This window comes from Pontibacter kalidii, assembly GCF_026278245.1.
In the GTDB taxonomy this organism is placed as follows: Bacteria; Bacteroidota; Bacteroidia; order Cytophagales; family Hymenobacteraceae; genus Pontibacter; species Pontibacter kalidii.
In genome coordinates, this window is the sequence record NZ_CP111079.1 from 958,641 (window position 1) to 981,867 (window position 23,227).

At 50.0% G+C, this 23,227-nt stretch carries 23 protein-coding genes and 1 tRNA gene; 15 read left to right on the top strand and 9 right to left on the bottom strand.

The annotated features are described in order from the left end of the window. Window positions 1-645 precede the first annotated feature (645 nt). The gene (locus OH144_RS03945; RefSeq protein WP_266204996.1) at window positions 646-996 is read right to left on the bottom strand and encodes a winged helix-turn-helix transcriptional regulator; all 351 of its coding nucleotides are present in this window, start codon (window positions 994-996) and stop codon (window positions 646-648) included. A 179-nt stretch (window positions 997-1,175) separates the two neighbouring features. Between OH144_RS03945 and OH144_RS03950 the strand changes: the two genes are divergently transcribed. The 9 genes from OH144_RS03950 to OH144_RS03990 all read left to right on the top strand — a co-directional run bounded on the left by OH144_RS03950 (window position 1,176) and on the right by OH144_RS03990 (window position 10,573). Next, window positions 1,176-2,300: an LLM class flavin-dependent oxidoreductase gene (locus OH144_RS03950; RefSeq protein ID WP_266204997.1), complete on the top strand. Its 1,125-nt coding sequence runs from the start codon at window positions 1,176-1,178 to the stop codon at window positions 2,298-2,300. Window positions 2,301-2,394: 94 nt separating this feature from the next. After that, window positions 2,395-3,141 (top strand): NADPH-dependent F420 reductase, encoded by a 747-nt coding sequence (locus OH144_RS03955; protein ID WP_266204998.1) that lies wholly within the window; start codon window positions 2,395-2,397, stop codon window positions 3,139-3,141. A gap of 224 nt (window positions 3,142-3,365) precedes the next feature. Then, complete coding sequence (locus OH144_RS03960; RefSeq protein WP_266204999.1) at window positions 3,366-4,379, top strand: LLM class flavin-dependent oxidoreductase; 1,014 nt, start codon at window positions 3,366-3,368, stop codon at window positions 4,377-4,379. A gap of 733 nt (window positions 4,380-5,112) precedes the next feature. Continuing rightward, entirely contained in the window at window positions 5,113-5,565 is a 453-nt protein-coding gene (locus tag OH144_RS03965) for a MarR family winged helix-turn-helix transcriptional regulator (protein WP_266205000.1), read from the top strand. Between the two features lie 44 nt (window positions 5,566-5,609). Then, window positions 5,610-6,923 (top strand): TolC family protein, encoded by a 1,314-nt coding sequence (locus OH144_RS03970; protein ID WP_266205001.1) that lies wholly within the window; start codon window positions 5,610-5,612, stop codon window positions 6,921-6,923. Between the two features lie 19 nt (window positions 6,924-6,942). Then, window positions 6,943-8,019, top strand: a complete 1,077-nt coding sequence (locus OH144_RS03975; RefSeq protein WP_266205002.1) for an HlyD family secretion protein — start codon at window positions 6,943-6,945, stop codon at window positions 8,017-8,019. A 1-nt stretch (window position 8,020) separates the two neighbouring features. Then, window positions 8,021-9,598 carry an efflux MFS transporter permease gene (locus OH144_RS03980; protein WP_266205003.1) on the top strand — a complete coding sequence of 526 codons (1,578 nt, stop codon included), beginning with the start codon at window positions 8,021-8,023 and terminating at the stop codon, window positions 9,596-9,598. Between the two features lie 255 nt (window positions 9,599-9,853). Beyond that, window positions 9,854-10,048 (top strand): hypothetical protein, encoded by a 195-nt coding sequence (locus OH144_RS03985; protein ID WP_266205004.1) that lies wholly within the window; start codon window positions 9,854-9,856, stop codon window positions 10,046-10,048. Window positions 10,049-10,192: 144 nt separating this feature from the next. Further along, entirely contained in the window at window positions 10,193-10,573 is a 381-nt protein-coding gene (locus OH144_RS03990; RefSeq protein WP_266205005.1) for a hypothetical protein, read from the top strand. A gap of 142 nt (window positions 10,574-10,715) precedes the next feature. Here OH144_RS03990 and OH144_RS03995 read toward each other — a convergent pair. Beyond that, a tRNA-Glu gene (locus tag OH144_RS03995) sits at window positions 10,716-10,787 on the bottom strand. 200 nt (window positions 10,788-10,987) lie between these two features. Here OH144_RS03995 and gap point away from each other — a divergent pair. From gap to OH144_RS04015, 4 genes are all read left to right on the top strand, one after another. Further along, window positions 10,988-11,980 carry a type I glyceraldehyde-3-phosphate dehydrogenase gene (gap, locus tag OH144_RS04000; RefSeq protein ID WP_266205006.1) on the top strand — a complete coding sequence of 331 codons (993 nt, stop codon included), beginning with the start codon at window positions 10,988-10,990 and terminating at the stop codon, window positions 11,978-11,980. Between the two features lie 255 nt (window positions 11,981-12,235). Further along, window positions 12,236-13,087, top strand: coding sequence for a universal stress protein (locus tag OH144_RS04005; RefSeq protein WP_266205007.1), 852 nt, complete (start codon window positions 12,236-12,238; stop codon window positions 13,085-13,087). A 110-nt stretch (window positions 13,088-13,197) separates the two neighbouring features. Beyond that, window positions 13,198-14,079: a diacylglycerol/lipid kinase family protein gene (locus tag OH144_RS04010; RefSeq protein WP_266205008.1), complete on the top strand. Its 882-nt coding sequence runs from the start codon at window positions 13,198-13,200 to the stop codon at window positions 14,077-14,079. Between the two features lie 70 nt (window positions 14,080-14,149). Then, window positions 14,150-14,497: a translation initiation factor gene (locus OH144_RS04015; protein WP_266205009.1), complete on the top strand. Its 348-nt coding sequence runs from the start codon at window positions 14,150-14,152 to the stop codon at window positions 14,495-14,497. A gap of 482 nt (window positions 14,498-14,979) precedes the next feature. Here the strand turns inward: OH144_RS04015 and OH144_RS04020 are convergent, their stop codons facing one another. The 6 genes from OH144_RS04020 to OH144_RS04045 all read right to left on the bottom strand — a co-directional run bounded on the left by OH144_RS04020 (window position 14,980) and on the right by OH144_RS04045 (window position 19,477). Further along, window positions 14,980-15,405, bottom strand: a complete 426-nt coding sequence (locus OH144_RS04020; protein WP_266205010.1) for a hypothetical protein — start codon at window positions 15,403-15,405, stop codon at window positions 14,980-14,982. A gap of 256 nt (window positions 15,406-15,661) precedes the next feature. Further along, window positions 15,662-16,399: a 3-deoxy-manno-octulosonate cytidylyltransferase gene (gene kdsB, locus OH144_RS04025; protein WP_266205011.1), complete on the bottom strand. Its 738-nt coding sequence runs from the start codon at window positions 16,397-16,399 to the stop codon at window positions 15,662-15,664. Window positions 16,400-16,664: 265 nt separating this feature from the next. Further along, window positions 16,665-17,006, bottom strand: coding sequence for a hypothetical protein (locus tag OH144_RS04030; protein WP_266205012.1), 342 nt, complete (start codon window positions 17,004-17,006; stop codon window positions 16,665-16,667). Window positions 17,007-17,023: 17 nt separating this feature from the next. Then, on the bottom strand, window positions 17,024-17,362 hold the full coding sequence (locus tag OH144_RS04035; protein WP_266205013.1) for a hypothetical protein: 339 nt from the start codon (window positions 17,360-17,362) through the stop codon (window positions 17,024-17,026). Window positions 17,363-17,444: 82 nt separating this feature from the next. Then, entirely contained in the window at window positions 17,445-18,101 is a 657-nt protein-coding gene (locus OH144_RS04040; RefSeq protein ID WP_266205014.1) for a hypothetical protein, read from the bottom strand. Further along, the gene (locus OH144_RS04045) at window positions 18,098-19,477 is read right to left on the bottom strand and encodes an NfeD family protein (RefSeq protein ID WP_266205015.1); all 1,380 of its coding nucleotides are present in this window, start codon (window positions 19,475-19,477) and stop codon (window positions 18,098-18,100) included. The genes OH144_RS04040 and OH144_RS04045 overlap by 4 nt, the downstream gene beginning before the upstream one ends. A gap of 98 nt (window positions 19,478-19,575) precedes the next feature. On the opposite strand from OH144_RS04045, the gene OH144_RS04050 reads away from it, so the two are divergent. Then, window positions 19,576-20,352, top strand: coding sequence for a DUF4905 domain-containing protein (locus OH144_RS04050; RefSeq protein WP_266205016.1), 777 nt, complete (start codon window positions 19,576-19,578; stop codon window positions 20,350-20,352). Window positions 20,353-20,357: 5 nt separating this feature from the next. Next, entirely contained in the window at window positions 20,358-21,311 is a 954-nt protein-coding gene (locus OH144_RS04055; protein WP_266205017.1) for a DPBB and LysM peptidoglycan-binding domain-containing protein, read from the top strand. Between the two features lie 781 nt (window positions 21,312-22,092). Here the strand turns inward: OH144_RS04055 and OH144_RS04060 are convergent. After that, entirely contained in the window at window positions 22,093-23,091 is a 999-nt protein-coding gene (locus OH144_RS04060; protein ID WP_266205018.1) for a beta-ketoacyl-ACP synthase III, read from the bottom strand. Between the last annotated feature and the right edge of the window lie 136 nt (window positions 23,092-23,227).

Consider the following 23,227-nt stretch of genomic DNA (forward strand, 5'->3'; position numbering starts at 1 on the left):
AAAATCAATGAGTAAGACCTGAGATCAAAGCCGGTGGCAAATTTGTCGAACCAAAAAAGCCGCTCCATGAAAATGGAGCGGCTTTTTTGCTGTAGTAGACCATAGGATTGAACTATCGAACCTTATCCACAGAAATTTATTACTTTTGAATGATTATTTAATTCGGAGAAATATAGTCTGATTTGAATTTAAAGCCTGCTGAACATTAGAGCTGTAAAAGCCATTTACTGCTGTACTCCCATAGGCGCAAAGAAAATGCACAACTCAAAACTCCTCCTTGCCTCACGCTTCTTTTAGATGCTGATGCCTGCGCATAAATAAAAAATGGAATGCTATGGGATCAAGCGGTCTTTGCGTAGTTGGTTGAACAATTCGAAGAACGACTCTTCTGTTTGCTGATAGATGGTGAAGCCCAATTTGCGACTTTTAGACATGTCGGTCATAACCTCAATTGGGCGTCCCAGGTCAAGATCGGTATACCAAGGTGATGCTAGTCTGCTTAGATCCGGCTCTACAAGATTGTACCGCCTGGCTATTTCACGCCACAACGGACCATCCTGGACCATTTGTTCCTCCAGGGGATGTATGATACCTTCAAGGCCTACAGGCTCCACATCGAACCAACCGACAAGGCGTTTCCAAAGCCTACTCCTTCTCAAAAATCTTCTTCCGGTGGTTCAACCCCCACACTTTCAGGGCATCTATGATAGGAATTAAGGTAGCCGCATAGGGTTCCGGTTTATACAGGATCTTCACCGGGTAATCCTCTACCACCACTCGCTTGATAAGTTGATGCTGCTCCAGGTCCTTCAGCTCCTTGGCCAGCACCTTTGGTGTGATTCCAGGTATACTCTCCTGTATATCGGTGAACCGTTCATTGCCCGTCATCACAGAGATGATGATAGGCAATTTCCACTTGCCATTAATTACATCAATCGCATCCCGCACCGGCTTTACCGTGTCTAGGCACGACAGGTATCCCATTTTATTAGCCATAGCTCTTCACATAAAGGCATTCCGCTTTCCTTTGGGAAAGTGCTATACAAAGGAAAGTGATAAACCGTAACTTTGCAACAAATTATTCAGCGCCTTGTCGATCTTTCAAATAGAGGAGCTCAATGCTCGACCATAGAGAAGTATCAGCATGGGTAAATTGGGCATCAATAGTAATTAATATGGGAAACAGAAAAAAATTAAAGCTGGCAGCAGCTATTGACGGGACAGGCTGGAACTATTCTTCTTGGCGACATCCAGATATGCCAGCAGACGCAGGCGAAAACATCGATTTCTATATTCAACAAGCAAAGCTAGTGGAGGATGCAAAATTTGAAACCCTGTTTTTGTTTGACGTTAGCCATGTAGGCCCGGGAAATATCCCCCATTACCTGAGTATGTTTGAGGGGGTATCCATCATGTCGGCCATTGCCATGAAGACGGAACGCATCGGGCTTTCCCTGACCGCCTCCACCTCCTACACGGACCCCTACAACATTGCCCGCCAAGTGTTGTCCATGGACAAGATAAGCAAGGGGAGAGCCTCACTGAACGCCATTACCTCCAATCCGGGCGGCATGGTGAACTTCAGTCGCGGACATCTGGGCAAGGCGGACCAATATCCGATGCATAAGGAGTTTCTCGAAATTCTTTTGGGCCTCTGGGATACCTATGAGGATGACGCTTTTCCCCGTGATAAAGAGAGTGGCGTCTTTCTGAACCCCCGCAAGATGCATACGGTTAATTACCGGGGAAAGTACTTTTCCGTGGATGGCCCGTTGAATCTAAGCCGCTCGGTGCAGGGTAGGCCAGTACTTTACATGGCCGGAAGCTCTCCCACATTTATTGACATAGCCACCTCTTACACAGACGGCGCATTCATCCATGGCAGTACATTGGAGGAAACCTTATTCACCGCGAAAGCGCTGAAAGCGAAGCTGGATGAAAAAGGGAGAAGGCCGGAAAATTACGTGCTTACTACTTCCCAAAATCCAATAGTGGGACGAACCGATGCCGAAGCTTATGAGAAGTATAAGGAAATTATATCCCTTGGCCCGTACTCGCATATCCCTGTACCCTTATTTATGGGTTCAGCAGAGAGAGTCGCCAATGAGATACAGAAGTGGTATGAGTCTGGCGCGATGGATATGTTCATGATCAGGCAGGATCATCCCCATGGCTTGCGAGATTTCATTGAGCTGGTTGTGCCTATTTTGCAGGAGCGCGGCATATTCCGCACCGAGTACGAAGCAGATACTTTAAGAGGCCATTTGGAGTTGCCCAGACCGGATTTCAGAAAGATCTAATTAAAGCCACGACAGGAGTCATGTACGGCCAGGCTTTCCTGAACAGGCTATAAAGAATCCGTTATTTCATTGATTGACCTTTAAAGAAAATAATATGAAAATAGGAATCATAGGAACAGGTGCTATTGGATGCATCCTTGCCAAGAAACTCTCTGCTGCAGGGCATCAGGTAAAGGTTACCAACACCCGAGATATGGCCACGCTTAGAGAAATAGCTACCAATTTAGGTGCCGAGGCGGCCACACTTGAAAATGTGGTACAAGATGTGGATGCCATCATTTTCTCCATCCCTTTCAAAGCCTATAAAGACCTGCCGAAGAATTTACTGCAGGATGTACCTCATGAGGTCATCATCATGGATACTTCCAATTATTACCCCATGCGGGATGGCGAACTTCCTGTCTTGGAAGGCAAGACGGAAAGTGAATATATCTCTGAAACGCTGGGAAGGCCCGTTCTCAAGGTATTTAACAATATTTTGGAATACACCCTGAAGTATAAAGGTAAAGCTGCCGGAGAGGAAGGAAGAATAGCTATATCGATAGCTGGTGATAACGAGGCACATAAGAAAGTAGCCGCTGAACTGGTGGACAAGACCGGCTTTGACACAGTGGATGGTGGAAGCCTTTCCGAATCATGGAGACAGGAACCGGGTACCCCCGCTTATTGCACTGAGTTGAATGCAGCAGAACTGAAACAAGCGCTTGCTGCAGCTGAAAAGGGAAAAGCCCCTGCAGTACGGGATTTTGTAATGGACAAACTTATTCATTCAAAGCCCTTTCCTTCTCACGAAGAAATGGTTGCTACGAATCGTTCAGCTGCCGCTGGGAATCTAAAGTAGGTTTTTTGCTTCTTTATACGTGACTGAAGCACTACTATCCGTAACATGGTCTCTCACTTGTGCTGATAGTAGGTGTTTCAGTCAGTATGCACGGTGCCTACTATACCATCAAGCCCAATAGAAGATATCCCAACAGACTTAAACATAATGAAGCAACGAATTAGTTAGTAAACAGCCATACCCGGAAAAAGAAACGAATAAGAATTTTATTAGTATTGAACACCATGAATAACAAAAAGATAGCCTATTCCATTTTAGAACTTGCCATTGTTTCCCAGGGGGAAACCATACAGCAGACCCTGCAAAATTCACTGGCATTGGCAAAAGAAGCGGAAGCACATAACTACAAACGCATATGGTTTGCCGAGCATCACAACTCAGACAATATTGGCAGTAGCGCCACCTCACTGCTCATGGGATACGTGGCGGAAAACACTTCTACCATCCGGGTAGGTTCAGGTGGTGTGATGCTTCCCAATCATTCGCCCTTGATTATAGCAGAACAGTTTGGGACTTTGGCCCATTTATACCCGGGCCGCATTGATTTAGGTCTCGGAAGGGCGCCTGGCACCGACCAGGCAACGGCCCGTGCTATCCGGTCAGACTTTATGGAGGCTGCCCATTCTTTTCCCCGGGAAATAGAAAAAATTCAGCAGTATTTCTCCTTAGAAAATAAAGGGGCAAAAGTAAGGGCTCCCATTGCAGAAGGCACCGATGTTCCGCTGTATGTATTAGGCTCTACGACCGATAGTGCACATATAGCGGCTGAAAAGGGACTGCCTTACGCATTTGCCAGCCATTTTGCATCCACGCATTTACACAACGCTTTACGAATCTATGAGCAGGAGTTTCAGCCTTCCGGGTTCTTAGAGAAACCCTATACCATTGCCGGTGTGAATGCTTTGGTTGCTGATACCGATGAAGAAGCCGAAAAGCTATTCACCTCCTTGATCAGAATGTTTGTGGGGGTATTAACCGGATCCAGAGAACCATTACAGCCACCAACCGAAATGACCGAAGAGTTGAAACAAGTATTGCAGCATCCAACTTTACAGCAAATGCTCCGGTATTCCTTTGTAGGTAGTAAGCAAACGGTGAAAACCCAAATTCAGGAATTTCTGGAAGAAACGGGAGTGGATGAATTGATCACTGTATCTAACATATACAACCTGGAAGACCGTTTAAAATCAACACGATTATTTGCAGAAATAATGCTGGAAATAAATGAGGGCATATAGAAGTTTAGGGTCTTGGAACAGGTAGGCACAAAAGGCAACCAGAAGGAAAGACAAAGCCGAATAACAAACTAATTGAACAAGCGATCTCACATTTGTGTGGAGCTAACAAGGAGTAGCCAATAAACATTACTGGCCATAAAATTCAATTACTTATAGGTGTTACGTGAGAGGGGAGTGTTGTGAGTAATGGAGAAAGAATAACTTTTTGTTACTTTTCTATTACTATGGAAACAAAAAGCCGCTTCATTTATTGTGAAGCGGCTTTTTAGTTTTAGTAGACCGTAGGATTGAATTATCGAACCTTATCCACATTGACTTGACGGCTGTGAGTGATTATTTGGTGGTAGGAGAGGAGTAGCCCATAACAAATGTTATTTACATAACATTTGTTATGGGCTCATTATTGGCTCAAATCGGCAGGGGGACAATGGGGCACGTCAACCGTGTTGGCTCAATCAGGAAGTGGCAACAGGAGCTAAAGAACATAGGTGCGTTACTAATAGGTATGCTTTATGTGATACATCTGAAGGATTGATTCATCTGTCTCCAGCTGCAGGCAATGGAACTTGAATTGAGAACACTTTTTTGATCCAGTTGCCTTTAAATCCCTTTCTTATTTTCCACTTTGAGGATAGTTAGAATTTCATAAGAATGCTGGGCAAGACGAAACAAATTTAAAAAATAGTTTGTTGTTTAACTATTGCAGCTTTAACTTTGTGGCATCATTGAAGATATGACAGATACTAAAAACGAAAATTTTGAAAACTTCCTGCACGGGTTAGCGAAGGTTGCGTCGGCTATGAAGGGGTTCATGCGCCAAAAATTCAAGGAGCATGACATCAATATCACCTTCGAGATGCTGCAGGTGCTCCGGTTTCTGTGGGAGAAGGATGGGGTGAACCAGCAGGAAATAGCGGATGCTATACTTAAAGACAAAGCCAGCCTGACTTACCTGATCGATAACTTGGTACGACGCAAGCTGGTGCAGCGAACGGAAGATAGCCACGACCGCCGTAACAAGATCATTACCTTAACGAAAGAAGGCCAGCAGATGCGGGATCTGATCCAGCCCTGGATTGTGGAAATGTATCAGATTGCCGGTATAGGGTTACCCGCTGAGTTACTAGGCAACGGCCTGGCTTTATTTGATGCAATCTCTCGAAATTTTGAGCAGCATTACGAATAAAATTTTTTCCCTAATTAGTTAAATGTTTAACTGTTTAATGCTTTATGAATTTTAAATCCTTAGCTCTGAGTCTTGTATTTCTCTTTCTTGCTATTGGGGCTTTCGCGCAGCAGGAGACGAGAGTGTTGACGATAGAGGAGCTCTTTACACTGGCAGAGGAGAACAGCCAGCAGCTGCAGGTGTCGCGGACAGGTATAGAAATAGCCAGCCAGCGCAGCGAAGTAGCTAAAACCCAGAAAAGACCAAGCCTGAGTGCCAGCCTTACCGGAAGCTACATTGGCAATGCCCGTATCCTGGATACAGAATTTAAAGAAGTGGCCAATGTAGATATGCCCCACTTTGGTAACTCGTTTGCGGTGCAGGCCAGCCAGGTTATTTTCAAAGGAGGTGCCATCAACAAGGGTATTGAGGCCGCAGCGCTCAACCAAGAGGTGGCGCAGCTTACTTTTGAGAAGAACAGGGCAGACATCAAACTGCTGCTGGTGGGCCGCTATGCGGACACGTATCGCTTGCTGAACCAGCGGGAAGCCTACCAGCGCAACATTGACCTAGCAAAACTGCGCCTGCAGAACATCCAGAACCTGTACAAGGAAGGTATGCTGACCCGCAACGACGTGATTCGAAGCGAGCTGCAGATCACGAACCTGAACATGGCCCTGCAGGAGGTAAACAACAACCTGGCCATTGCCAACCAGCAGTTAGCTCAGATAGTGGGGCTGCCTGCCAGCACCTTCATTGTCCCTGATTCTTCCTTTATTCAAACCCTGCCGCAGGTGCAGAACTATGACACGTACCTGACCCAGGCCCTCAACGACTTCCCGGATATAAAAGCAGGACAGGTAAACATTGAGATTGCCCAAAAGAACCTGGAGATAGCCAAAGCAGACAGACTGCCGACGATAAGCCTGCAGGCCGGAAACTCTACAGTAAGGCCGATAACCAGCTCAAACCCTGTGGTGGATATGTACTCGCAGGGCTGGAACGCCGGTGTGGGTGTCAGTTTCAATATTTCCTCGCTTTATAACGCCAGGCACACTATCGGTGTGGCCAGAGCGCAGGAGGTGCAACAGCAGGAACTATTAACGCTGCAACGCCAGCACCTCGAAAACGAAGTGAACAGCGCCTTTATTAAGCACAACGAGGCCAGGGAGCGAAGTAAAAGCTTTGAGCAGGGCGTGCGCCTGGCCAACGAGAACTACCGCATCGTGGAAAAGAAATACCTGGCCAACCTGGCCCTGCTTGCTGATATGCTCGACGCCACCAATGCCAAGCTGGATGCGGAGCTGCAGAAGGCCAATGCCGATGCCAACATCATGTATACTTATTACCAATTAGAACGCTTAGCCGGAAACCTTTAATAGAAATTACAGAACACATATGTCACAAGACACAAACGCGCACGCTGCGCATTCAAAGCCCAAGAAACGTAAAACAGGGCAAATCTTACTTAATCTTTTACTGCTGGTAGCCATCGCAGGCGGGCTGATCTGGGTAGCCGGCTTATACTTTGATTTCAGCAAGAACGAGGTGACCAACGATGCGCAGGTAGAACAGTTCATCAACCCGATCAACGCCCGGGTGGGTGGCTACATCGACCAGATCCGCTTCACTGAGCATCAGCCGGTCAAGAAGGGCGATACGCTCGTGATCATCAACGACAATGAGATCCGCATTCAGCTGGCACAGGCTGAAGCCGCTTTGCTTGATGCCCAGGCTAATAGAAACGTGACCAGCTCCAGCGTGAACACGGTGAGCAACAACATTGCCGTATCGGAGGCCAACATCGCCGAAGCCAGAGCCCGGCTCTGGAACGTGGAGCAGAATTATAAACGCTACGAAAGCCTGCTGAAAGATGAAGCCGTGACGCGCCAGCAATACGAGCAAATGAAAACGGAGTACGATGCGGCCCGGGCCCGATTGGCTGCGCTGGAGCGCCAGAAGCAGACCACGCAGCTTTCCACCAAAGAAGTCAGCTCCAGGCTGGCAGTGAACGATGCCAACATCAAGCGAGCCGAAGCTGCCCTGGACATGGCAAAACTGAACCTGTCATACACCTTTATCACAGCCCCTTATGATGGCGTGATGGGTCGTCGCACGATTCAGGAAGGCCAGCTGATACAGCCAGGTCAGGCGCTGGCCAACATTGTCCGCAGTGATCAGGTGTGGGTAGTGGCCAACTACAAAGAAACGCAGACAGGAAACCTGTCAGTAGGCCAACCCATTGAAATCACCGTGGATGCCATACGAGGCAGGGTCTTTAAAGGGAAGATAACTGCCATTTCAGAGGCAACAGGTGCCAAATACTCGGCTGTTCCGGTAGATAACTCCACGGGTAACTTCGTGAAAGTGCAGCAGCGTATCCCGGTGCGCATCGAGTTTACAGAAGCGAACACCAAAGAAGACCTTGAGAAGCTGCGGGCAGGCATGAACGTAGAGGTAAAAGCAATTTTATAAGATGTCGGAAGTAAGAAAAGGACTTTTTAACGATTGGGTACCAAAGCCGGTGGGGCTGCTGGTGATTCTGGTGCTCACGATAACGGCGCTCACCACCAACGGCCTCTACACAGCCAACATCAACGACATGGTCAGCGGCCTCGGTTCTATGTCCGAGTACATGATGATGGCCAACTATGCCTCCGTTATAGGCATGATGGTGGTCTTCCCGTTTCTGCTTAAGATCAAAGCCTATTTAAAAGGACGTACCATCCTGCTTCTATCTTTGAGCGGCATGTTGCTGTTGTCGGTGGTCTGCGCGCTGACCACTTCTCCGGCGGTGCTTATAATCAGCAACCTGATGATAGGTTCTCTGAAAATTATCGCGATGATGGAGGTGATTATCCCAATCATGATGATAATCAGTCCGGATGGCAACCGTGGCCGTTTTTACGCAACCTTCTATCCTATAAGTATTATACTGGGGCAGTTGGGAGCCTATTTTTCAGCTGAGCTCTCTTTTGCCTATGGTTGGGAGTATGCTTATTATTTTATGATGCCGGGGCTGCTGGTCAGTTTGCTGCTGGTGGTCATCTGTTACCACAACGACCGGACAATGCCTTATGCCCCCTTGAAAGGTTTGGATCTGATAAGCTTCTTTTTGGTGACGACATCGCTGATGCTGCTCAACTATGTGCTGGTCTTTGCACGCGTGGAAGATTACTTCAGTTCGGTCTATATACAGGGCGCTGCCATAGGTTTTGTGATCACGATGTTGCTCTTCATTAGACGGCAACTAACAGCTGAACAACCTTACCTGGACCTTAGAATGCTTAAGATCCGGAATGTGTGGGCCAGTAATGTCATGGTCTTTCTGACAGGGTTGTTTCTTTCAGCAGGCGCTATTCAGAGTGCGCTTACATCAGGTATATTGAAGTATAGTGCTCAAGTCAATGCTGAACTTAACCTGTGGATGATACCAGGCGTGATAGTTGGTGGCCTGCTGCTCTTTTTCTGGAACAAGTACGAACACAACCATAAAGGGCTGATTCTGATTGGATTTGGGGCATTTGTTTTAGGTTTTCTGCTGCTCTACACCAAAGTAAACCCGGGCGCAGGCATGCATGACTTTTACATGGCTTCTGCTCTCCGGGGCTTTGGCATGGTAGTGCTCTTTGCGGGGCTGGGTGTGTATAATGCTGTCGGCTTGCAGATGATGGATATGCTGTCATCTGCCGCCATACTGGTGGTCGTGCGCTCCTTTCTGGGTCCTGCTTTTTTCGCAGCACTTATTTCCTATGGCATGTACCAGGGACAGGTGGAGAACCTCCAGCAACTGGCCCAGCACATGGACGTAACCAATGCTGCCGTGACGGCGCGCGCTGCTACTTCTGGCGGAACGTTGGGACTCTATGGCGCAGCTATGCCACAGGCCGTGCTGGTTACGGCCCAGGAGATGCTGGGCTATGTGGCCATGGCCGGGCTTTGGATCATGCTAGTGGTAGTGCTTTTCCGGTTTGGCAGAATGAACCGCCGGCGTTTGGTCAACTGGCGCAAGAAGTGGCGCAGCATTGTGGGCGTCCCAGCTGTCACAGGATAAGCAAGTGTAAGTTTGGCTGCAAGCAGGAAGAGCCGATAGCCTGCGACGATGTGCTCAAGCTAAAAACGACCCTTACAAAACTGGGAATAAACAAGCCAAAGATCAATAATGGATGCTAACTGGCCTTGCAGGGCTCCTAATGGTACATGGGTATTTCGTCGAAGCCATCGTTGTGTTGACAGGCAGTGATGCGGGTATTACTCTTGTAGCTTGTAAAATATAGGTTTCAGCCTATCTGTAGTTAACAAGCCAATAATGAAAGAATTAGTTTTAAAGTATGATGCGTCACTCGAACTTATCAAGAACCCCAGAGGGCATTTATCACATTCTAAAATCCGAATGGCACCTCTCACAGGATTTCAGGCAGGTACGCAAAAGAACGTTAAGGGAGCTCCTTATAACAATTCAGGATGTAAACTGGCTACTGAATACGGTGGAATGGCAGTATAACGTGGAAATAGAGGAGGGGGATATCTCACTTAATCTGACCGTGTCGGATCTTATAAACCTGATTTTGAAGCACAGTAAGAGAATGGTTGCCTAAGTAGTGGGTAAGCACCTCATTAGTAATTTATTAACTTAAATCGAATAAAAATGAATACAAAACCGATAGTAAATGACTTTCTGAATACCAAGGAGAAAAAACTTGCCTTTTTCCAGAACCTAGTACTAATAGCCGTCGCAGATAAGTATGTAGATGATGCGGAAAGCGATTTCCTGTTGACTATAGGAGAACAACTAGGGCTGACACAGGATGACACACTTCCTATTGCCGATAACTTGTCCACCCTTGCTTTCATTGTTCCAGAACAAGGGCTGCATAAACATCTCGAGCTCCAGACCCTTATCATGATGGTCCTGCAGGATGGTAAAGTGGAAGAAAGGGAATATAAGTTGTGCCTGGAGTATACCAGAGGCATTGGTTACACGCAGGAAATTCTGGATAACTTGATCAGGTGGCTAACTGTGGGCTAATAAATTAAGAACTGGTCTTTCAATCAGGAGCATTTAACGCTAGTTGTTAGATGAAAGCAGAGGTGCGAGCTGCTTTAGTGCTTGAGTAGTAGGTCGAAGCGCATAAAAAAAGCCTCTCAGCGTAAACTGAGAGGCTTTTAAGTAGCCCGTAGGGGAATCGAACCCCTGTTACCAGAATGAAAATCTGGCGTCCTAACCCCTAGACGAACGGGCCAAATGTTTACTATAACGCGTCGTTCTTGTTGATTGACGGTGCAAATATAGCCTGTGTTTCCATATATCCAAAAACAAATGGTAAATATTTTCAGCTTTTCCGTGTAAGATGCTAAGGCCCAGAGTGGAAAAAAATGTTGGTTTTACACTGTCGTAAATCGTAACTTAGCAGCATTAACATAACTCTCATAACTAGATACCATGTCTAAAATTAAAGTTGCAATTAACGGCTTCGGCCGAATCGGCAGACTTACTTTTAAGGCTCTGCTTCAAAAAGAGAACGTAGAGGTAGTTGCCATTAACGACCTGACAGATACTAAAACACTGGCACACCTGCTGAAGTATGACTCTGTACACGGCAGATTTAACGGAACGGTAGAGGCCTCTGAGGGCGGCATCATCGTGAACGGAAGAGAAATCAAGATCACGGCAGAGCGCGAGCCGAAGAACTTACCGTGGGGCAAGCTGGGCGTGGACGTAGTGCTGGAGTCTACCGGCCGTTTTGTGGATGATGTGAGCGCCGGTGGCCACCTGGAGGCTGGCGCCAGAAAGGTAGTAATCTCCGCTCCTGCTAAAGGCGAGGTGAAGACCGTAGTGCTGGGCGTGAACGAGGATGTACTGACAGGCGAGGAAAGAATCGTTTCTAACGCCTCTTGTACGACTAACTGCCTTGCACCAATGGCGAAAGTGCTGGACGATGCTTTCGGCATCGAGAAAGGATATATCACGACGGTACACGCTTACACAGCTGACCAGAACCTGCAGGATGCGCCGCACAAAGACCTGCGCCGTGCCCGTGCAGCCGCTTACTCCATCGTGCCTACCTCTACAGGCGCCGCTAAGGCTGTAGGCCTGGTGCTGCCGCACCTGAAAGGCAAGCTGGATGGCGTGGCCATGCGTGTGCCTATTCCGGACGGCTCTCTGACCGACCTGACGGTAATCCTGAAGAAGCCGGTTACAAAAGAAGAGATCAACGCTGCCATGAAGAAGGCCGCTGAGAACGAACTGAAGGGCATCCTGGAATACACCGAGGATCCAATCGTTTCTATTGACATCGTGGGCAACACGCACTCCTGCATCTTCGACGCAGAGATGACCTCTGCCAATGAAACGCTTGTAAAAGTAGTGGGCTGGTACGACAACGAGGCTGGTTACTCTAACCGTGCCGCTGACCTGATCACGCGCATCGGTTAGCCAGAACGCTTCATCAAAGTATAAAAGAAGGGCCTCCCGACTATAGGGAGGCCCTTCTTTTTTGCCCCTTGTTGAACAACAAATCAGGCAACAGAGTATAAAATGACGAAGATCATAGTTTATATTAAGTAAACGCTATACTTTTATGCCTGAAGTTTGTTGATTCGTTCTGCCTCAGTTGCTTAGTAAGGCTGCTGACCGATACGGAATTTATACTTTAGAAATCTGAAAACATCCATCAAAACCGCACAAACCATGAGAAGGATTTTAGTACCTACTGATTTTTCGGAGGAAGCACGCAATGCCTACGAGGTAGCCATTTCCATAGCACGCCGCACCGGTGCCGCCATCAAGCTGCTGCACGTGGTGGAAACACCCTACTACAGCTCCAGCTTCAGCGCCACCGGCGATGTAACGACAGGCTCTAACGGCATGGAGCAGGTATATATGCTGCGCCTGCTCGAAACCACCAAGCGGCAGATGAACGAGCTGCTGCGCACTGTGGCGCATGAGGGGGTGGAAGTGGTGCAGGAGGTGGATGTGGACCGTCCTATAAACAAGATCAGGAGAACTATAAAAGAGGATGGGGTAGACCTGGTGGTGATGGGCTCTAAAGGCTCCAGCGGATTGGATGAGTTCCTGATCGGTTCTAACACCGAGAAAGTGGTGCGCACCTCCGAGTGTCCTGTGTTGACAGTGAAAAACCGTCTCCAGGACTTTGACCCGCGCGAGATTGTGCTGGCCTCCGACTTTAGAAGGGAGATCCGCGGCGCCATGGACCGGTTCAAGGAGATTCAGCAGCTTTTCGGTGCACGTATCCACCTGGTGTACATTAACACGCCCGGCGCCTTTGAGTCCAGCGCCAATATACAGCAAAAACTGGAGTACACCGCCCAGAAATATGGCCTGCAGAACTATACCATCAATGTGTACAACGATGTGATGGAGGAAGACGGCATCCTCAACTTTGCCAACGACATCCGCGCTGATATGATCATGATGGCTACTCATGGCAGAACCGGCCTGGCGCACCTGCTCAGCGGAAGTATAGCCGAGGACCTGGTGAACCATACCAGCATTCCGGTGCTGACTGTTCAGCTTAAGTAGAAGTATAAACGTATACCTGGAGTTACCAGAGCCTGATGCCCTACAGCGTCAGGCTTTTTTTATTACCGCCCGAAAAAGGTAATTTTGTACGCAAGGCCATCGCCCATACTATGAGTCAACGTACCAAAATCCGCTTTATCGTTAACCCAACCTCCGGCACCAGCAGCCGCGTGGATGTGGAAGCCCGCATTCAGGAGCACCTCGACCGCCAAAAGTATGACCACGGAATCGTGTTCACGGAGCGGGCTGGCCATGCGCCTGAATTGGCACGTGCAGCTGCGGATGAGGGCGTAGAGATAGTCGTGGCTGTAGGCGGAGACGGCACCATGAACGAGGTGGCCCGCGGCCTGCTGCACACCGAAACGGTGCTGGCCATACTTCCGAAGGGCTCCGGTAACGGGCTTGCGCGCCACCTGGGGATACCAATGGGCCTGGAAGGAGCCCTGCGTGTGATCAACAAGGGGAAAATGACCACGATTGACAGCGGCCAGATAAACGGACATCCTTTCTTCACCACCGCCGGCATTGGCTTCGATGCCTACATTAGTTCGGTGTTTGCCGGCAACAAAAAGCGCGGCTTGCAGACCTATGTGGAACTGGTGATGAAAGAGGTGCGCAATTACAGGCATTTGCCCGTAATAGCAAGTATAAACGGCAACACCCTGGATACTGATTGCTTTGTAATGGCCTTTGCCAATGCCGCACAGTATGGCAACAACGCCTACATTGCGCCAACTGCTGACATACGCGATGGCTTGCTGGACGTGTGCCTGGTGCGACGCCTTGACCTGGTAAAAGCCCTGAACCTGAGTTACTGCATGCTCACCAAGCAACTGGCCAACGCCGACAGTGCCGAATACTTTAAAACGGAGTACGTTACCGTGCAGACCGAGGAGGAAATGATGTACCATGCCGACGGCGAGTACCTGGGAAAGGCCAGCGAGTTTGAAGTAAAGATGCTGCCGCTCTCGCTGAAGGTGCTGGTGCCGTAGTAAGATTTGTAGATGAGGAAATTGGGGAATGATTAACAGGCTTTCCTCTTTAGTATAAAGTATAAAACAGATGAGCGATAAAAATAAGAAAGGCCGGCAGGGGGTGGTTTACTCCACCAACCAAGACTTTAACTACGAGTATGAGCAGGACCAGGCGCAGGAGACACTGCCACCGCAGCAGCAGAACCTGAAAGTCATGCTCGACAAGAAAGCCCGCGGCGGCAAGCAGGTAACGCTGATCACCGGCTTCGTGGGCACCGAGGACGACCTGAAGGAGCTGGGCAAAATGATCAAAAGCAAGTGCGGTGTAGGCGGCTCTGCCAAAGATGGCGAAATCCTCATACAGGGCGATTTCCGCGACAAAGCCCTGCAAGTTCTTCTATCCGCTGGCTACAAAGCCAAGAAGGCGGGAGGATGATTGGGAGTTTAAGAGTTGAGGAGTTTGGGAGTTAGAGAGTGGATGAATGCCACAAGTTTAGCAATAGCGTAACATGTGAACATGTGGCAAAGTATGGCAGCAGTTTTAAACAGGTTTGCTTTGGAAAAGCAAGGTTACGGAGATTTTGGCTATACTTTATAAGCCAAGTTGCGATCTACGCATGAAGTGCAGGTGTAACCCACCCCTAACCCCTCCGAGGAGGGGAATCACCTACTCTTTTGCATAATTCCCCTCCTCGGAGGGGCAGGGGTGGGTTAATCGCAACTTGAGTTTTATACTTTGATTAAAAAGCATTCAAAGCTCGCTCACAAAGTCTGTCGAAGTATAAATTGTTGGTGATAACACCAACAATGGCGGGAAAAGGCTATAGCTATACTTTAGCAATGGCTAATCGAAGCATAGAGAAACTCGCTCGTTAAACTTTAGAAAGCCATTCTCTAACTCCCAAACTCCTCAACTCTCTAACTTTCCAGCTTCCCCAGGTATTTCTTCGGTCCCTCCACTAGATAGAAGTTGGCCGATTGCTGCACGAAAAGGTTTCCGGCAAGGGCGGAGGCTTTGGGAGGGGTAGGCTTGTATACCTGCAGCGGCTGTTTCGACTCGCTGGTCCTAACGAAGCCGATCTCCTCCAGGCGTTGCTGCAGTTGCTTGGGGCTATACTTTCCCACTGGCACACGCAGCCTGGTGCGGCGGTACAAAACCAGCATGGTTATACTAAAGAGTAGCGAGAAAACGGCCGCATTGAACGCAATCTCTTGCAACAACATACCCGTGCTCCCTTCTGAAAACTTTCCGCTCAGGCCGTACCAGATCGCCGTCAGCACGAAGTACATCGCGAAGAAGTATAGGTTCAGCCGCACGAAGCGCATCAAAGTATAATTCCGCATACTAATGTTTGATGACTAATGATTAATGAGTAGAAGCTATCTCAAAAATAAAAAGTACAATAAGTGCGATCAACTGTACTCCTATAGTACGTGCCTTTAAAGCTACTTTTCATGGTGATCTCAAAGCAGAATTAGCTAACCTGAGGTATTTTTGAGATAGCTTCTAATAATTAGTGTGTGCCTGAGGCTTGGGCAGCTCACGATAGTCAGCTTTACTGCATCTCCACTCATTTTCAAATTACTCATTCCTAATGCATCATGAATAATTATTCATCACTCGCTCCAGGTCCTCGGGTGTGTCGATGCCGATGGTTTCGTGGTGGGTGAGGGCCGTGGTGATGCGGAAGCCGTGCTCCAGCCAGCGCAGTTGCTCCAGCGACTCGGCCAGCTCCAGCGTGGAAGGGGGCAGCTGCGTTATCTGCTCCAGGATATCGGCGCGGTAGCCGTAAATACCGATGTGCTTATAGTACGTATGCTGCTTGTGCCAGATGTCGTTGGGCACGTTGCGGCAGTAGGGGATAGGCTGCCTGCTAAAGTATAAAGCCTCCTTCGCCTGGTTGAGCACCACCTTGGGTGCATTCACGTTGAACAGTTCCTCGGCCGTTTCCACCTTTTTTACCAGCGTGGCCAGCTGCGTCTGTGGCCTCTCAAAACATCGCGCTACAAGGTCTATCTGCTTCGGATGTATAAAAGGCTCATCCCCCTGAATGTTGATGATATACTCATAGGGCTGGTTGTGCAGTTTATAAGCCTCGAAGCAGCGGTCGGTGCCGCTCTGGTGCTGGCTCCCGGTCATCACGGCATTGCCGCCAAAGCCCTGCACATGCTCCAGAATACGCGCATCATCTGTGGCTACCAATACCTCTGAAAGGCTCGATTTCTTTGCCTGCTCGTACACCCGCTGGATCATACTTTTGCCTTTGATGTCGGTAAGGGGTTTGCCCGGAAAACGGGTGCTGGCGTAGCGGGCCGGAATAATGCCGAGTACTTCCATAACTGTGTCAGGTTTGGGATGAGCCTCAAAGGTACACAAGCGTGGCCATTTATCCAGCGGCAGCTGCTCCTAATCTGTGCCTTCCTGTTGGCGGGGCTGGCTATTCCCGGTTCTGCGGGTCGCGAGAGGTAAACAGCAACAGGCTGGAAAGTATGTAGAGGCCGAAGAAAAGATACTTTTTCATAAACTGGCTTGTAAGGCTATACTTTACAGAGTCTGCGGGCTGCCAAATGGTTGCACGGCTGAGCAAGAAATTGTAATATAATTATAGCGCCTCTACCGAGAGAACCCTGATGGCGGGCATGATACGTGGCTGTGGCAGCATGCCGCAGCGGCGGTCTATGGGTTCGGGCAGCGTTTTATACGTTAGGTGTACGCTACTGCTGTCTTGCGTTTTATACTTCTGCGGTATGGCCTCCTCGTTCTCTGGCAGGTACCGCTTGCCGGCTATTTCCACCTCGAAACCGCAGCCATCGGCGGCTATCTCACCGGTCCAGTAAAGGGTGGCGGTGGTGCTTTGGTTTAGCTGGGCCAACTCGGCCTGTCGCGTTGCCTGCTGGCAGGAAGCGATAAGAAAGAGAAAGGCAGGCAAGAGGATCGGTTTCATAGGTATAGCCGTTGAGGTTAGCGTCTGCGTAATTCCACAATTTTGATAGTATTGATCTCGGCACCAACCATACAAAATTTCTCCTTTTTGTGGTAGTTAATGATCCTGGCTTCCACCTCCGTTGGAGAACCTGCTTTGTACGAGCTGCTGATAGCATCCTCGTTGAGCGGCTTATGCTCCACTTCCCCTATACGCAGCATATAACCGCAGCCATCCAAGGCATAGTCGCCTGTCCAGACAAGGGTGGCGTCTATAGTTTCTACTGTTGTAGAAGTGTCGTCCTCCTTGTTACAACCGGAGGAGAGGGAAACCATGCTTGCCAGCAGCAGAAGCAAGGGCAGAAGCTTTTGATTCATACTCTGTCTCTTTCTAGCAAGAGTCTTATTTAGCCGGTAGGGTTGCAAGGGGGAGGCTGGATGTGCGTAAAAGCTTCGTTAATTAATTCCTGGCAGCCGGAGGTGGCGTATACTTTACTTTCACGAGAGTTGGAGGAAAGCGTACTTTGCCTGTGATATCTTCATCGATAGTATGCAGAAATGTAGCGCTCTTAGTTGATGAGGTATCCATGATGCGTTTCCCTTCCGTAAGACTGCCGGTGTAGTAATTCATTGCATTAAACAACTCTTTCAGTTCCTCCGGTAGCTTCCACCGATCAAAACCTATAGTATACACGTTCCCATCCTCCTTTACTACCAGAAAGAATAACTGTGGGCCAGAGTACATAGGCCCCATTTCATTTGGATTTTCCCAGTCATGGTAGTAAAACTGATCTGCCTCCAGTGCAGCAATGTTGGCTAAACCTGTAGCAACGGTAGCCCTGGGAGCATATCCATATGGATGATGAAAGACAGAATCATCGAAAAACCCCGTCCATGCTTCCATTTTGCCACTCTTTGGCTGCAGGGAAGTATAGCCGATTATTTTTGGTTTCGGGTCAGGTATATCGCCTTCTTTATAAGTATACTCTTCAGGATAATAATACCTGAACTGCACCAGGTGCACCTCCTTAATGCCGTGGCTTTTGATCACCTCCTCCTGCGGCTGGCAACCGGCAAGTATAACTGCAGCTACAAGTATAAAATATAGCTGTTTCATACCTGGGGCTCGATCTTCTTCACCCGCAGGGCGAAGGTGCTGTGGTCAATCACCTGCACCATGTCGCCTTTCTCAATAAAGCCGTCGCGTGCCTGGGCGTCGTAGAGGGTGTCGTCTATCATCACGCGGCCGGAGGGGGTCATGCGGGTATGGGCAATGCCGGTCTTACCGATCAGGTGCTCAGCGGTATTGGCCGAGCGGTAGCCTTCCTTGCTATGGAACGTGCTTTGCAGCACCACATGCTGCATGGAGCGACTGTTGAGCAAATGGTTCCAGGTCAGGCCGATCACCACGGCAGCCCCCACCATGCCGACCACCACCGCCATGATACTTTTCATCAGGTTCTCGGAAGGCACAAAGGTGAAGTCGAACATGTGGTTGTTCACCATCATCAGCACCAGCGAGACTACCGTGAGCGAGATGCCGCTGATTCCGGCTATGCCAAAGCCCGGGATCACGAGCACCTCCAGCAGGATCAGTATAATGCCGGCCACGAACATCAGGATCTCCCAGTTGGCGGCCAGGCCGTTGAGGTAGTAGGGTACTAGGTATAGAATGCCGGCCGCAACGGCAGCTATGAGCGGAAAGCCTACGCCCGGCGTCTGCAGCTCAAAGTATAAACCACCTACAATGATGAGTAAAAGTATGCCGCTGATAAAGGGGTTTAGGAAAAAGGAGATGATGCGGTCGGTGGTGCTAAGCTCGTAGCGGATCACCTCCGCATCCTGCAGGTTGAGCTGCTCCAGCACGCCGTCTATAGAAGTGGCTGTGCCATCACAAAAGCCATACTTTATGGCCTCTGACGTGGTGAGGCTGAGTACCTGGCCGGCCGAGAGGGTGCTGTCCACGCTGGCCTCTACCATAGCCTCCGCCAAGTGCGGGTCACGGCCGTTGGCCTCCGCCGTAGAGCGCATGATGGAGCGCATGTAGCTCTGGTACTTGCCCGGAGCGGACTGCCCATCGGCACCTACCACGGTGGCGGCCCCAATATTAGCGCCCGGGGCCATGTATATGCTGTCGCAGGCCAGGGAGATGAGGGCGCCTGCCGAGGCGGCATCCTTGTTGATGAACACATACACCGGCTTGGGGTACTCCAGGATGCGGGTCCGGATCTCGTCTGCATCGTTCAGGGCGCCTCCAAAGGTATCCAGCTCCAGCAGCACATGGTCTACCTCGCGGGCCGTGGCCTCCTGCAGTGCCAGTTCCACGTAGCGGTTGGTGCGCGGGTCAATCTCCGACTTCACCTCCATCAGCAGCACCTTGGGTTTTCTCTGCGGGGCTGCACTGTCCTGCTGCGCAGCGGCAAGCAAGGGCAGCAGCAAGCAAAGCAGCAGAGTGTATAGGGGCAGGTGCCGGAGCTTTGGGCATATTTCCATAAATTTGCAGCAGTTTAAGAATCAGGTTGAGCAGATAATATACTAAAATACCTACGCATATCATACCACTACTTTTTACATACGATTTTAAGGCGCCCGTGTGGCGCATCCGGCTCGATAGCAGCACCGGCTGCCTGGCCCTGGAGGTGCGCGACCCCGATCTGCTGCTGACGCGCTTCTATACCCTGGATACCCATACGTGTACTTTAGCGGAACTGGAACTGCCGCAGGCGAAGGCCTGGTGGCAGGGGCTGGAGGACGCCGAGTATGGCCAGGTGTACCTACACGGTTACGGCAACCGGCAACTGGGCCAGCACAAGGGCATTGCGGCCTTCAGCGAGGCGGGCCGTGGCAAAGTATGGGAGGCGGAGGAAATGGCCTTTTACGGCATCGCAGCATCCGGTGTGCTGGCCTACAACCCACAGCAGCCCGCGTTGCCGCTGCTCGCGCTGAACCCGCAAACAGGCAAGCCTACAGGCATAACCTACAGCCAGCAGCAGGCGGCAGAGGAGGTGGCGCGCCATAGCCAGACCCGCCTCCACAATAGCCTGTACCCGGTGCTGTACCGCGAGGGAGAAGTATACTTTGAGCAGGTGCAGGCTTTTTTGCAGGAGCAGTTGCAGGTGCGGCCTGTGCAGGCCCTGGAGTATGCCGAGACAGAAAACTGGCTGGTCGTGAGTTTTTATACCACCGGCGCTGAGGGTAAATTGCAGAACGAACTGGCTGTTTTCGACCTGGAGGGAAAATTGCACCAAAAGATGAAAATTGGAAGTGATTTAAATGGGTTTGGTTCAGATACTTTTTTTATCTTTAACCACAAATTATATTACATCCTGAATAAAGTCATTCTACAGGTTTTCCAACTTTTAGCCTAGCCCTTATGTTACGATCTCTTTTACTTTCTCTTGTAGCAGTGCCTGTACTCTCTTTTTCGGCTAATGCTCTGGACCTTACAGCCGTACGCGACTCGGTGGGTGTGGAGCGGAAAGGCGGAAAGCTCTTTGTGCAGCACAAAGTGGAGCCTAAGGAGACGCTTTATGCCCTCTCCAGAAAGTATGGCGTTCCGGTTCCCCAGATTGTGGAAGCCAATCCGGGGGTGCAAACAGCCATTAAAATAGGTGAAATCGTGTTGATCCCGCGAGGGTTTGTGTCGGTGGCGGCTACCGCCCCGAAAAGTACAGCGCCGGCAGCCAGCAACCGCACGTATACGGTGAACAGCATCGGCAATAAGCTGCACATCGTGGAGCCCAAGCAAACGCTTTACTCGGTATCGCGCATGTACAACATTTCGGTAGAGAACCTACGGTTCTGGAACAAGCTGCCAGGTAACACCATCGAGATCGGGCAGGAACTGATTGTTGGGGTGGGGGAGCCGACGCCAACCCAGAAACCGTTGTACGTACCGGAGCCCGACGATGAAATGACGAAAAGTGCGGACTCCAACGCCGTGGCCTCTGCCGGGCCGGCCAACCCAGCGCCCGTAAACGCCACGCCAGTTGTCGTTACCACGAAAGAAAGGGTAATAGAGGAGGAGCCGGAAGAGGAGGCCGCCGCCGGCATGAACAAAATGATCGAGTCAGGCATGGCCGAGATGATCGACCCGAAAACAAATGATACGAATAAATACCTGGCGCTGCACAAGACGGCCCCTGTCGGCACCATCATGCAGGTGAAAAACGCTATGAACGGACAAGTGGTGTACGTGCGCGTTATCGGAAAGCTGCCGGAGACGGGCGAGAACGAGCGTGTGGTGGTACGCCTGTCCAAAAAGGCTTACCAGAAACTCGGCGCTGTAGACCCTCGCTTCAGAGTAGAGCTTTCCTACATGCCGTAAGTTGGGCTTGTGAGGAATTGCAGAAGGGGGAGTTGGTTGAAGCCAGCTTCCCCTTCTGCTTTTTATAAGCGGCTGCGATCAAGCTCTTGAAGCCTGTTGCTGAAGTGTAGAGGCATGTAGGGTTCTGTAGCTGAAATTTCGGATGTACAGGTGTTACAGCCAGCTTTATTGAGCGAACAGGTCGCAACCTGTCCCTACAAGTATAAACCCACCCCTGAGCCCATCCAAGGAGGGGAATTACACCTCACCCCAGCCCTCTCCTAAGAACAGGAGAGGGAGTTTATACTACCATTATCCCTGTCATCTCGAGTACTCTTGAGGCGGGAGCCGAGGAGAGCCAGCGTAGCTGTGAGAGATCTATCCGGAATTCTAAAGAGATCTCTCCCACAGGTCGAGATGACAAATAGCAGCGGCTATCGAAATGATACCCAGTCCTTGGGTTGAGCGCCTTGTAGATTTACGGTTTCGCTTTAGCGAAATTGCGGAGACCGCAGGTCAAGCAAAGGAAATGTACACCGCGCGATGCCAAAGGACGAGCCCTCTCGGGCTGGAGAGTACCAAAGCCAGAAATGAAACAAGTTGGTTGTAAAGCCTTGGATGAACGGCAGCTAGCTAGGATAGCTTGTGTCAAGACACAGGAAGCAGCGGCTAAAGAAGAAAGGCACAAAGGGACGCTGGCACCAGAAGAGCCATCGAGCCACATCACATAATCAGCCAAAAAAGGAGAAGGCAGCCCTTGCTGAAGCCGCCTTCGCCTTTTTATTTATACTTTAAAGCAAGATTACTTCGGATCATACGCCCACTTCAGGTAGATGGCACCCCAGGTAAAGCCGCCGCCGAAGGCTGCCAACACGATATTATCGCCTTTCTTCAGCTGGTTCTCATACTCCCACAGGCAAAGCGGAATGGTGCCGCTGGTGGTGTTGCCATACTTGTGGATGTTGAGCATCACTTTGTCGTTGCTCAGGCCCATGCGGTTGGCCGTGGCCTCGATGATGCGTTTGTTTGCCTGGTGTGGCACGAGCCAGGCCACGTCCTCACCCGACAGGTGGTTGCGCTCCATGATCTCTGCCGATACATCGGCCATGCCTTTCACCGCGAATTTAAACACCTGCTGGCCCTCCTGGAAGGCAAAGTGCTCCCGGTTCTGTACGGTCTCGAGCGTAGCCGGCCTGCGGCTGCCTCCGGCCTTCATGTAAAGGAACTGCGCGCCTGTTCCATCCGACTTCAGGATGGAATCTTGGATACCCAGCCCTTCCGTGTTAGGCTCCAGCATGACGGCACCGCCGCCATCCCCGAAAATAATGCAGGTGGTACGGTCGGTATAATCCACGATAGAGGACATTTTATCGGCACCCACCACGATTACTTTCTTGTACTGGCCGGACTCTACAAACTTAGAGGCAGTGGCCAGCGCGAACAGGAAGCCGGAGCAGGCCGCCTGGATGTCGTAACCGAAAGCATTCACCGCGCCTACCTCAGCCGTGATCAGGTTGGCCGTGGCCGGGAAAACCATGTCCGGGGTGGTGGTGGCGCAGATCAGCAGGTCTACTTCCTCCGGTTTTGTATTCGTTTTCTTGAGCAGTTCTCTAACCGCCGGCACCGCTATGTGCGACGTACCCTTGTCTTCTCCCTTCAGGATGCGCCTTTCCTTGATACCTGTTCGTGAAGTAATCCACTCATCATTGGTCTCCACCATCGTCTCAAGCTCCTTGTTGGTGAGCACGTAATCTGGTACATAGCCACTTACACCGGTAATGGCGGCAGTAATCTTACTCATTTGCTAATTCTGTTAAGGTGATAAAGATTAAGAGGGGCAATTTAATAAAAAAAACTTGGCATAGCCTGTCAGTTTCTTCAAAAAGAATCTTTTAACAGGTTATGCCAAGTATAAAGTGCGTTTGCGGACTTGCGCC